This window comes from Paenibacillus terrisolis (assembly GCF_056171975.1).
In genome coordinates, this window is record NZ_JBKFGG010000028.1 from 1 (window position 1) to 12,455 (window position 12,455).

General features: G+C 52.0%; 6 protein-coding genes and 1 pseudogene. All 7 read right to left on the reverse strand.

Translation table 11 applies throughout. From position 1 onward, the window contains the following. A pseudogene (locus ACI48K_RS19730) lies at positions 1 to 825 on the reverse strand (hypothetical protein); the annotation flags it as partial. Between the two features lie 360 nt (positions 826 to 1,185). Then, positions 1,186 to 1,611, reverse strand: coding sequence for a hypothetical protein (locus ACI48K_RS19735; protein ID WP_475029342.1), 426 nt, complete (start codon positions 1,609 to 1,611; stop codon positions 1,186 to 1,188). Positions 1,612 to 1,961: 350 nt separating this feature from the next. Next, positions 1,962 to 2,690 carry a response regulator gene (locus tag ACI48K_RS19740; RefSeq protein ID WP_475029343.1) on the reverse strand — a complete coding sequence of 243 codons (729 nt, stop codon included), beginning with the start codon at positions 2,688 to 2,690 and terminating at the stop codon, positions 1,962 to 1,964. Further along, on the reverse strand, positions 2,683 to 3,855 hold the full coding sequence (locus ACI48K_RS19745; protein ID WP_475029344.1) for a sensor histidine kinase: 1,173 nt from the start codon (positions 3,853 to 3,855) through the stop codon (positions 2,683 to 2,685). The genes ACI48K_RS19740 and ACI48K_RS19745 overlap by 8 nt, the downstream gene beginning before the upstream one ends. 53 nt (positions 3,856 to 3,908) lie before the next feature. After that, positions 3,909 to 6,653 (reverse strand): stalk domain-containing protein, encoded by a 2,745-nt coding sequence (locus ACI48K_RS19750; protein ID WP_475029345.1) that lies wholly within the window; start codon positions 6,651 to 6,653, stop codon positions 3,909 to 3,911. 247 nt (positions 6,654 to 6,900) lie between these two features. Then, positions 6,901 to 10,917, reverse strand: a complete 4,017-nt coding sequence (locus ACI48K_RS19755) for an Ig-like domain-containing protein (protein WP_475029346.1) — start codon at positions 10,915 to 10,917, stop codon at positions 6,901 to 6,903. 183 nt (positions 10,918 to 11,100) lie between these two features. Next, positions 11,101 to 12,303, reverse strand: a complete 1,203-nt coding sequence (metK, locus tag ACI48K_RS19760; RefSeq protein WP_475029347.1) for a methionine adenosyltransferase — start codon at positions 12,301 to 12,303, stop codon at positions 11,101 to 11,103. Between the last annotated feature and the right edge of the window lie 152 nt (positions 12,304 to 12,455).

The window sequence follows — 12,455 nt, forward strand, 5'->3', positions numbered from 1 at the left end:
GGAGCGCCAGCCCGGCAGCAGTGCGGGCATGCGCTCCGCGAGAAGCTGCTGCAGCTCGGGCTCCAGCAGCGACCTGCCCTCGAGGGCGGCGGCCAAGCGCTCCGCCGCCTCCGCCGTCTGCCTCCACCAATAAGCATCACTATCGGTCTCTCCAGGGCCAGCAGAAATAGGCCCAAGTCCATCATTGTACAGTGTTTGCCAAACCGAAGCTTCTCCCAACCGGGTCAGATGCTCCGCAAGCGGGGTGAAGCCTTTTTCCACAGTCCACAACAAGCCGCTCTCCCGTCCTATCAAGTCAGTCACAGCCGGCCCTTTTGACATATTAGCCGCTGTTTTCACCGCCTCCGAATCTATGAATCTCCCCGTCGATGAGGGTATGAAATCATCCGTCTTAATCAAGTTCCCTCCGGCAGCCGGCTTTCTCTCCACCGCCAGTTCGGCCTTGAGTTTCAGAAAGAGATATTGTGCCCACTCCTCCGGGGACCAAAGGTCCATTTTATCCAGGTGCTCAAACTCGTCTCTCAGCTTGATCGCCCAGCCCAGCGGCATAGCTTCGGACAATAGCATAAGCGAATTTGCCGGAAGCGTTTTCTCCGAGCTTGGCAACGGCACCGTAACAGGACCTGAAGGAACTTGATTCATAGTTCCTCCGCATGTCCAATTTCCATCCGCCCTCTCCCCATTGCGTTCACGCGCACTTGTCTCTCTTTTTTCCGGCCCCCGCGGTTCAGCTTCGGTCCACCACTTCATATCTACGTGCAAATCCAAACTGACCGCCATCCGCCAGCCCAGCTTCGACCGCACCGCATACAAGCTTAATCTCATAACAATCCCTCCTTTCACGCATGAAAACAAACCATTCTTCATCTAATTTCTACATTTTTCTACTAAATCCCTTTATTCCCCTTATTTTGCATAATATAAAACGATTTCTCCTGTCCTTTTCATAAACACCGCGCTATACTCAGCAGAATCTGAGTACACATTCCCCCTTCAATCCCCCACCACCTCCCCAAAGACAACAAAAAACACACCCCTGGCCCCTGCCATAAAAAGAGTGTGCTTCACACTTTAAGCTTGACGATTTGAGTCGTCAGCCTATGCTTATATGCTCGTGTCTTTATTTGCAAAAACATTTCGATTTCATACCGCGTTCTTATTCCGGATCGCTTGCGGTCCGGCAGGCTAGATATGAACATAGGGAATCTTATCCGCCTCCCGAGGTACGCGGAGATCGATATAAATCGAAGTCTCTCCTTCATCCGGCGCGGCCAACTGCTCTTGAATGTCTTCTTCCCTGACGGCCGGCAGGCCAATTACGATCAGTTCCAGTTCATTTTGTTCCTGAAGACGCCGAGTAATCGCCAGCGTATCGTCTTGGGAAGCTTCATCCAGCACAGTCACGCGTAGCGACAGCCCGCGCAATCCGGCATACCAAGACAACGCTCTCAAGTACCACTCCATCTGATTCTCATGATTCGAGGTCACCAAAATATAATGAACCGCCTTATCGCCCTTAACCTTGCCCCGTAAATAATACCCATGAAGCAGATGCACCAGCGCCGCAGCCAAACCGTAACTGAGCAGAATCCAACCCATGTAAGGAACCACGGAACTCACCTCCTTATAGCGACAATATATGCCGCTCGGAGATGGTCGGTTACTGGGCTCGAACACTTGAAGTATTCCTGACGGAAAAGTGGACTACCGTCCGCAAGTTTTTTTGGCGTGCCGGCCTTGATTCCCTTTATGTACCCATGCCGGTTTTTTACCATTTCCCCAAAAAATGATTAAGGAAATCGTAATCTCGCCTCACTTTTCAATATCATGAATAATATGGAAGCCTTGGGCATGAGACATCCTGACAAAATTTTCTTTAGAGGCTTAACGCCGCAAGTTCCAAAAATCACATAGTGCCGGATTAAATCGATTTCACCCTGTTCATGTCCCTAACGTACATGTTACAGCGTGACCCATCCAAACTTTATTGCATTAATTACAGCTTGTGTGCGGTCGTCTACATCCATTTTCTGCAAAATACTGCTGACGTGGTTCTTCACCGTTTTTTCGCTGATAAACAAATGCTCGCCGATCATCTTGTTGCTGCGGCCTTCCGCCATCAAACGCAGAACTTCGGCTTCGCGTCTCGTAAGCGGATTATCTTCACCGGCCACGAACTTGACGCCGGCTTCGCGAATCGCATTGTCTTCGGCGATGGCTCCCGTCTCGCTGAGGTATTCCATCCGGCGGAGCTGCTCGATCAGCTTGCCCGTAACTTTCGGGTGAATAAAAGCATTTCCTTCGGCAACGGTGCGAATAGCATTTACCAGGGATTCGGCCTCCATGTCTTTCAACAGATACCCGGTTGCCCCTTTGCGCAGGGTCTCAAACACATAGCTTTCATCATCGTGAATCGACAAAATGATCACTTTAATCTCGGGAAGCGTTTCTCTCAGCTCAGCCGTCGCATCAACCCCGTTCAAAAGCGGCATGTTGATGTCCATAAGCACAATCGCCGGATCAAGCTGCCGGCAAGCCTCAAGCACTTGAGTCCCGTCGCCGCATTCTCCCACGACTTCGATGTCTTCCTCCATGTTCAAAATCCGCTTCAAGCCTTCACGAAACAGCTGATGATCGTCAGCTAACAGAACTTTAATCGCTTGTTTGCCGCCTGCACTAAGATTATCCATTCTGAGGCTCCTTTCTCTTCTCTGCGTTGGTCGGGATATGAATGATGATCGTCGTCCCCAGATTGGCTTCCGACTCGATCTCCATGCTTCCGTCGAGCAATTCCACTCTTTCCCGCATGCCTATCAATCCAAAATGAGTGTGTTCCTTCAGCTTTGTTTCCACTTGATCAACTTTGAAGCCAAGTCCGTTGTCCTTCACCACGATTTTGATCATTTGCGCCTGATAAACGATTTCCACGGCGACAAACGTCGGAAAAGCGTGCTTTGCCGCATTTGAGAGAGCTTCCTGCACCAGACGGAAAACCGCCGCCTCCATCGGAGAAGTCATTCGGTGCTCTTTTCCTCTCGTTTCAAATGTAGCCCTAATTCTCGTTTTGACTTCAAAATCATGAACATACTTGCGCAGTGTCGGAATCAGGCCCAAGTCATCCAGAGCCATCGGACGCAGGTTAAAAATCACCTTGCGCATTTCCTCGAGGCTGAAACGAATCTGCCCCTTCAAGTCTACTATTTCTTCTTGTACCATCTTAAATTCCTGCTTAGCAAGCATTCTTTCCACAATTTCCGTCCTAAGAACTAGATTCGCCAGCAGTTGGGCAGGGCCGTCATGGATCTCCCTCGAAATGCGTTTACGCTCTTCTTCCTGGGCCAAAATGATCTTCAGACCGATGAGCTGCCGGTTTTTGGCGGATTCCAGAATCCGGGTGACTTGTCCCAGTTCGCCGGACAGATACTCCAGTACAACGCCCATTTGCGTACTGATCGTCTCCGCACGTTCCACGGACTTCTCCACATTGCGCGTTCTTTTTTGCAATTCATCGCGGCGGGCCTTCAAGTACATCTCCTTCTCGCGATAAATCAGCAGATCAAGCTGAAGCTGAGTGGCTATTTCATAAGCCTGCTTGATGTCGTCTTCCTTATACCGCACAAAATCCCGGCTGACTTCCGTCAGCCGGATGCGGGAACGCCGGTAGTTGACTTCGAGCTGGTCGACTTTTTCCACGGTTTCCGCCGTTTCTTTCATCACGCTTTGCAGCTCGCTGCTCAGCATTTTCAGCTCGTTTCGCGCTGCGTCCAGGATCTCGAGAATCTGAAATTTGCTGTCTTCCATGACGTTTACTGCATTTTTAATAACGCGGTCAATGGCATCTGCTTGAAAATCCATTCTTTCTTCTCCGTTCCCTTCAGCTTCAATGCGTACTGCTATGACCTATCATATCATGATTCCAGAGTAATGGATTTGGTTTTATTATCCCAATTTACGCCAATTCCCAGTTGCTCCGACACAAGACGAAGCGGTACCAAAGTCCTGCCGTTCGTTGTGATCGGCGAGACCGCGGCTTGTTTTTTGGCGCCGTTCAGCAAAAATTCCTTTTTGCCGACAGTAAGCTCAAGCACGGTGGTGCCGCGGGTGACGGTGATTTTTTTAGCCGTATTGTTCCAAAGCGCCGTTCCTCCGAAAGTATCAAGCACGTATTTAATCGGCACGTAGGTCGTATTGTTCTGGAGCAGCGGCGGGGCATCCATATTTTGCGGCTTGCCGTTGACGACCATGGTTTTCTGTCCGATGACCATCTTCACGGTAGCGCTAGGCAGGTCAATGTCCCCTTCTCCGGAAGGCGCGGTGAACTTAATGTTGTCAAAAGATACGCTGCCCGTCAGCGCCCGTTCGTCCTGACCATCCTCCAGATTCACGATGTAAAGGCGTTTCAGCTTCGCCGGGTGCTTGATTTGGCTCGCCGTCAGGTCGATGTTCAGGGTTTTCCAGCCCGTAAAATCAAGAGGCCGCATCAGGTCGACATAGACGCTTTTCCCGTCCGCATCGGCAAACTCGGCGCGCAGCCAATTTAGGCTGGCGTCTCCATTGACGTCGATCGTCATGGACGTTGCCCCCTCCGGAATAGCCTTTCCTGCCGTTCCATTGATTTGAGCATAAGCGAATTTGTTGCCGGTCCCTCCGGTGAGATCATAGTCGAGCTTCAGCACTTTGGAATTCGCATGACTATCCGTTCCTTGAACGATAGAGGCGGTTCCTGTCACCTCAGCCGGCAATCCCGTGAACGAAACCGGATAAGCGGTATTCTCGAAGCTTTCCCAGATGGCTTCCGTCGTCGTAGAGAACACGATCGGCGTCCCGCTGAAGCTGTCGTATTTCGGAGTTGCGTAAGCTACTTTTGCGCCCGGATTAACCGATTGCACGGTAAGCACGCCGTTTTGTACGCTGGCTTTCATGCCGCTGAAGTCCCACTTCAAGGACTCGGCAGGAACGTCCATCGTACGTCCGTCCTTCAGCTTGGCGGCAACGGAAACCGGTACCGAGCTGCCCGCTTGCAGCGGAGCAAAGGTTGTTCCCGCCGTCAAGCTCTCCAGATCGGAGCCGCCGATGACGTTCACTTTAAGACTGCTGTTGGCTGTGCCGCTGGCAGCCGTAATCTGCGAAATCCCTGCCTTGATGCCTTTAAAACCGCTGCCGGTCCAGGCAATATTGCCGTTGTCGGACTTCCAGTTCGCCTGAATGCCCGTCGTATCCATCGGATTATAGTACGTGTCGTAACCTTTTAGCGTATATGAAGCGGTTTGTCCGATCAAAAGTGCGGATGGGCCGCTGACTTTCAGTCCTTTGAGCGTACCCGGAGGCGCGATGGAATACACGCCAAGCCCATTGGCTACCGCACGCTGGCCTGCCGCGCCGTTTGAGGTGGTGAACGTCAAGGTGGCGGCGTTTTCCGCAAGCGGACGAGTCACCAGCGTGGTCGAACCGCCGCCGTCGAGGTCAAGCCCCTCCCAAACACCGATGCTGGTCATGAAATTTTGCAGCTCCTTGAGGGTCATGCCCGAGCTGTTGCTGTTATTTTCCACGGTGATGATATATGCCGTTTTACCGTCCTGCGAATAGCCTACCGCTGTCCGGGCAACGGGACTTCCCCCGCTGATGGACGTCGTCGACCGCGTAAACGCCGAAGGCTGGCCGCCGTCAACGAGCAAGGTATGTCCGCCGATCATCATCTTTAGGTCGGCCGGATTGATTTCCTGGCCGGTCGTCTGCGATAGCAGCGAGTATTGCGCATCGATGTGCTGCCCTACGGCAAGGTGAGCCGCCACATAGTCGGATGCCGTACCATGCGCGCGCAAAATATACCCGTCTGAAGGTACCGGCCCCGGAATCGGCGCTTTAATGGAAATTTGCGTAATCACGCCGCCTTGCACAAGAACCTCGGTTGGCGTGGTCGAGCTGCCTGACGGACGTTCCTCCGATTTCCAAGCACTCGTGTAGATGAACATATTGTTTACGTGGCTGTATGCTTTGTTGGGCTCCGTCATGTACGATTCCTGGTTGATCCCGGCCAGCGGGAACGTGGAGCCGTCTTCGGCAAGCACCGTGCCGCTGAAACCCATCCGGTCAATAAACGGGGTTCCGTCGTTCCGCACGGCAAAGGTGTACATCCCTTCCAACTGCGCAGGGCTCTTCACCATGGTTCCTTGGGACACTTCGGCGCCCATCGGCACCCCCATTCCCGCCGTCGCAAAAAAGTCGCCGTTAACCCCCGCTACCGCGCCGGTCTCCTGCGCCATTCCTTCAACGGATTGTCTTGTCGTCAATTGCCCCCCTTTGCCGGTCATGACGTCCAGACGGACGTAGGGATTCGTGAGATCCACTTGAATCACGTCGGCAAGCACGTTAACCGCTTTGCCCGAACGCGTTAATGTGTATTGGTATTTGACCAGGTCGGCTCCCGACGTGATCGGATCCTGGCTAAGCTTCACGGACGCTGCCGCGTTTGCGGTGTAACCCGCCGAATGAAAAGGTCCCAAACTGACAACCGGCTGAATCCAGATCAATCCCGCCAAGGAAACCAGCGCAAGCTTCTTCCCTTTTCCAACGACCAGACGAGCCAGCTTCGAGTCCTTCCGGACTACTGCGGCGGCTTCATCCCTACGGGGCATATCTCTTTTGACTACCATATTGTTTTGCGACTCTCCCATCTGTTTGTAAAAATTTGATTCCGCACATTCTTTCCCCGGGAATCTAGCATCTATTAAATAGACTACTTTCGGCCGGAAAAGTTACGAAAAATAGCAAATTTTTGTTGAAAAGTATGTGAAGTTGGGGGGAGGACAAAGCGAACTAGCCGATTAACTTGAAAATGGTAGGCAAAAAACAACCTCCAACGCCTTTTTCAGGTATTGGAGGCAAATTCATAGATTATATTTAAATATATTCCAATTTATCCAGTACCCGCTTCAGCATAACTACGGCTTGGGCTCGGGAAGCATTGCCTTGAGGTTGGAAGGTGTTCGCCGACACGCCTTGGATAATGCCTTCCCTTACCGCCTTGGCAACCGTGTCCTTCGACTGGATTTTCGAGGCGTCCGCAAACCGGGTCAGGATCGCGGTGCTCGAGCCGTCCATCGGCAGTTCGTAACCCGCATATTGCATGGCGCGCACCATCATGAGCGCCATCTGCTCCCGCGTAATGTTGCTGTTCGGCTTGAAGGTGCCGTCCGGGGTGCCGTTAATGATCCCCGCCTTGGCGGCGGCTCCGATATACCCTCCCGTCGCATCCGCCTGGACATCCGGGAATCGCTGCGCACTGGCCGAATCGGCCGTCAGACCAAGCCCCTTGACGATCAGCACGGCAAAATCGGCGCGGGTAATATTTTTGTCCGGTTCAAAATACAAGCCGGTTTTAGCTTGGCGAGGCTCGACGATCATTTTGCCGGCCAACTCGGTGATTTCATTTTTGGCCCAGCTTCTGGCGGTATCCGTAAATTGACCATATCCCGCAATTGGAATGATGGTTGAATTCCCATTAATATTCCCTGTGAAAAGCGTCCCCGTCCCGGCATTTTCATCCTTTGACGGCAAATGGCTAAGCGTGCGGGCGGCCGTATTATATTGGGCCAGCGATAAAACCATATTGGGCGACCGCTTGTTCAGCCAATAGTAAAGCTGTCCGCTATGCGCGACATTTGAACCCGTCATACCGTTCGTTCCATTCCCGACCGCCACGTCTACCTCGACCGGATCGCCGAACATGCTGATCGTGACCGAGCCGTTCGAATTGAACGAAGGCTGGCTGGCGGAAGGAACCTTCTCAAGCTGCACTACCAAGGTGATTCCGGAGGCGCGGGTGATATCCGAGAAAGGGATTTTCTTAATTGGAAGCTTGTACATGATATCCCCATATTTCACGGCAAAAGCTCCCGCTCTGCCCGCATTGTATTGTTCCATCAACGGGCTGACCGGAATGGCCACTTTGGCCGCCCGTTCTGTCGAAGGAACCTCAAACACCAGCATTGAATCAGTGCCGCCGCGGCTGGCCAAATAATTCAGGGATTCTTTGACCTTGGCCGTGTCCAAAGTGTACATATTAATGTTCTGGCCGAATATCGAACGGTCCGCTGTCCCTTGTGCCGCAGCCGCTCCAAGCAGATAACCGCTTTGGCCGAAGTTATTCGCCGGCAGCGCGGTCAAGTAATCCGGCTGCTGCGTTGTCGAACCGGAGGATCCGGCATTCGTAGTATTCTGCACGGGCATGCTGCTGTATGCCTTCGTTGCATTGCCGGCAGTATCATAAATCTGAGAAGCCCCAGGCATATAAGACAGGGTCACGGTCTGACCGGACGCAACGGGGCTGGCCAACTTGAGCGTCACCGTACTTCCGTTGACGCTGGCCGATTGAACGCTCCGCGCCGCATTATTTACGCTGACGTAAAACTGGCTGGCCGGAAAAGAGCTTACCGATCTTAACGATGTATTATAGACCACTGAAATCGTATCGTTTGCAACCGTAGCCGAGCGAATGCCGTCCACGACAACTTTGTAATTTACAGGCTCAAGATTGATATAGCCCGCCAAGTTTCCGTTTAGATCGGCGATCCCCCCTGAAGCGGATACGTACGAGAGAGTCACGTCCTGACCGCTCGTAAAAGAGGTGGCCAGCGTAAGCGTAACTTGGTTCGAAGCGATCTCCACATTCGTCACGTAATCCGGTAAATTGTTCACCAGCACGGAGAACTGGCTTTTCATCGGGATGCTGGTCGTTTTTAACGCTTCGTCGTAAGTCATTATGATTTTGGTCCCGGAGCCTTCGGCTCCTTCGAATTTCGGAGGTCTGGTATCGCTTGAGTTACGGACAAAATAATCCGAGAATCCGGGGATATCCTGCCCGCGCGTATCCTCCAGCGGATAGGAACCCGGGGAATAAGATACCTTCACGCTTTCCCCGTTGGATACCGAACTGGACAAATAAAGATAAACCGTACTTCCGCTTTGCGAAATGCTGTTGATTCCTTTGGAATAACCATCAGCCGTCACAGAGAATTGCTGATAGGCGTAAGTCGATACACTTTTCAGCGAATCGCTGAAAGTTAAATAAAGCGTACTGCCGGAGACATACCCGTCCTTCGGCTTAGGTAAAACAGAATCAATACTGTTCGTTACGTCTTTTCCCGAAAAAGAAGCTGCCTGATTCTTGTTCAAATCCTGGATGGGTCTGATACTGCCGCCTGTATAGCCGACCGTAATCTTTTGCCCCACCGCAACTCCGGTTTCGAGCGTTACATATACGCTTTCTGCAGAAACAGAGACAGAGCTTATACGGCGCGACTCTCCGTTTACGGTTACCGCGAAACTTGACGTCAGCAAACTAATGGTGGAATCCAGCGTTTCATTATACTGCAAGCGGATTACCGAGTTGCTGCTCATGGTAGCGCTTTGGAGAACCGGAGCGGTTTTGTCCGTGGTTCCGGTCTGGAAAGCCCAGGTGCCGGTGCCGGAAAATCCAGCGTAAGCGGCCCCCGTTGCCAAATCCGAAATTGCCCCGCTGTCAATAGTTACGTAATAGGTGGAGTTCTCTTGAAAGTTAATGGAAGGATCAATTATCAGTTGTTTATTGTTGGACGTCAGTACACCTATCCCGGATCTAATCGGACTTGCTGTTCCTTGCTTATACAATTTGATGCCAGCGGCGTCGTTCATTTTAATGCTGCGGTTAAATGTCGCAATTAACCCAAATGGCACTGCCACCTGAACGTTCGTGCTGTTATTGGCCGGCGAGAATGTTATCGGTGCCAAAGTCGTCGTTCCCGAAGATGCGGTCGTGAAGGTCCAAGCGGTGCTCGGAGCCGGAGCGGGGTTACCGTCGCTGTCCTCAAAAGCTCCCGCCGGCACCACAATGGTGTAGTTCGTATTCGCAGCTAAAGCCGTTGCGGGTGTAATGGTAATCGTTTTCGAGTCGCCGCCCGTGACCTTCGGGGAAGTAACGTCGATATTTTCCACAACCTGAGAGCCGGTCTTTAAAACAATGTTCCCGCTGGCCGGATACACATTCCGGTCATAGGTAATCTGCAAAGGTGCGGTTGGACTCACTCCTGTAGATAACGGGGACACCTGCAAAGTTCTGACAGGGGCTCCCTTGACCGAAAACACCCATTTATTCGCATTGGTTATTCCTGCAAACGGAGTCCAATCGCTATCTTTAAATGCCGTGCTGTCGATCAGCACGTAATAACGATCCCCCGCCGATAAACTCATAGCTTTAAACTCGACTGTAGTCGGAGTCGGAAAAGTAGCCGAGGACGCTGGGATGGTCTCTATCGTTCTATTGTCCGAAACCCGGTTAATGACAATGTTTCCCGTTCCCGGAACAACCGGTTCGCTAAACTCGGCGTCAAGCGTCAGCGAATTGTCGGCCGTGTTCAACAACACGGTCTGGTTGTTCGGCGTCCATGTATTGAGCAATGGCGCCGTATTCCCGGCTGACAACGTAGTGAAGGTCCACTGCATGGCCGGCAGCGCAACGCTCCCATCCGTTTCAACAAAAGTTCCTGCAGGTATCGTCACCTGATAGGTAACGCCGTTATTCAGCGGTCTGCTGGGCGTCAGAGTAATCTCCTGGTATTCCTGAACCACGCCTTGCGGGGGCGCTAAATTAATGGTGTCAAAAACGGCGTTCGCATCCGTATCCGTAATGACGACCGAACTCGTCGTTAATTGTACCTTTTTGGCAAAGTCGATATGGATTGCGGTATTCACCGGTACTCCACGATCCCCGTTTCCCGGGCTAACCGTCGACGTACCTATCGGCGAAGAAGTTACCGCCGCAACCGCGGACATGGCAATTGGACTTTGCCCGCCTCCTGCTGGGGCCGCCCCCGCCATAGCTCCGCCGAACAGGTTAACCGCCAACATGACAGCTAATCCTATCGAAATGTTCTTTTTCATGAATGAAATCGTCCCCTTCCCGGAAAAATACAATATATCATTTCAGCCCTAGGGCAATTTATGGACATACCTATATTTATTAACGGCATAAATCGCTTCCAAGTTTAGAATGAAATTTCATGTACAAAAAAAGATGCCTCTTCTTTACGAAAAGGCATCCTTTATCGCTTTAGTTAAATCCGCTTACAGGCCGGCTTGGGCTTTCAAAATTTCGGCCTTGTCCACGCGCTCCCAAGGCAAATCGATGTCCGTGCGGCCGAAATGGCCGTAGGCAGCGGTTTGGCGGTAGATTGGACGACGAAGGTCTAGCATACGGATGATGCCTGCCGGACGAAGGTCGAAATTCTTGCGAACAAGTTCAACCAGCTTTTCTTCGGAAATGCGGCCTGTTCCGTAGGTGTCTACGTTGATGGAAACCGGATTAGCCACCCCTATGGCGTAGGCCAACTGGATTTCCACTTTGTCGGCGAGACCGGCAGCTATGAGATTTTTTGCTACATAACGAGCCGCATACGCCGCGGAACGGTCAACCTTCGTCGGATCCTTTCCGGAGAAAGCGCCGCCGCCATGGCGTGCATACCCGCCGTAAGTATCGACGATAATTTTGCGGCCGGTAAGTCCCGCATCCCCTTGAGGTCCACCGATAACGAATCGTCCTGTAGGATTAATATAATATTTCGTTGCTTCGTCAAGCAGTTCCGCCGGAACGACCGGTAGAATGACCTGCTCCTTGATATCCTTCTGGATTTGCTCCAGCGTAATTTCCTCGGCGTGCTGCGTGGATACGACGATCGTATCGACGCGGCTCGGCTTGCCGTCTACATATTCAATCGTCACCTGGGTTTTGCCGTCGGGACGAAGATATTCCAAAGATCCGTCTTTTCGCACTTCGGAAAGGCGGCGGGCAATGCGGTGAGACAAAGCGATCGGAAGCGGCATGAGCTCAGGTGTCTCGTTAGTCGCAAACCCGAACATCAGCCCTTGGTCGCCGGCGCCGATATTTTCCGTTTCTTTATCGACTTGCGCCGGATCACGATTCTCCAGAGCGGCGTTGACGCCTTGAGCGATATCAGCCGACTGCTCGTTGAGCGAGGTCAGCACGGCACAGGTATTGTAATCGAAACCGTATTTGGCACGGGTATAGCCGATCTCTTTTACCGTCTTGCGTACGATAGCCGGAATATCGACATATTCCGATTTCGTGCTGATCTCACCGATGACTAACACAAGTCCGGTGGCCACCGATACTTCGCAGGCTACGCGGGCATAAGGATCATTCGCCAGAAAAGCGTCAAGAACCGCATCGGAGATTTGGTCGCAAATTTTATCCGGGTGTCCCTCGGTTACGGACTCGGAAGTAAATAAATGTCGCCCTTGGATGGACATAAAATTCAACCTCCCCTTATGGATAGTATGGCGGATGCCGTCGTATCCAATACTATTAAGTACCCCACCAGCGTGGGCATATGAGGACAGAGGAGCCAAACAAGCCCAATATCAAAAAATGAACCTTTCCCAGAGCGGAAAAGGTTTGATTT

Coding starts and splice junctions, on each gene's coding strand:
- ACI48K_RS19740 (WP_475029343.1), bottom strand. CDS start 2,690: ATGGATAATCTTAGTGCAGGCGGCAAACAAGCGATTAAAGTTCTGTTA.
- ACI48K_RS19745 (WP_475029344.1), bottom strand. CDS start 3,855: ATGGATTTTCAAGCAGATGCCATTGACCGCGTTATTAAAAATGCAGTA.
- ACI48K_RS19750 (WP_475029345.1), bottom strand. CDS start 6,653: ATGGTAGTCAAAAGAGATATGCCCCGTAGGGATGAAGCCGCCGCAGTA.
- ACI48K_RS19755 (WP_475029346.1), bottom strand. CDS start 10,917: ATGAAAAAGAACATTTCGATAGGATTAGCTGTCATGTTGGCGGTTAAC.
- metK (WP_475029347.1), bottom strand. CDS start 12,303: ATGTCCATCCAAGGGCGACATTTATTTACTTCCGAGTCCGTAACCGAG.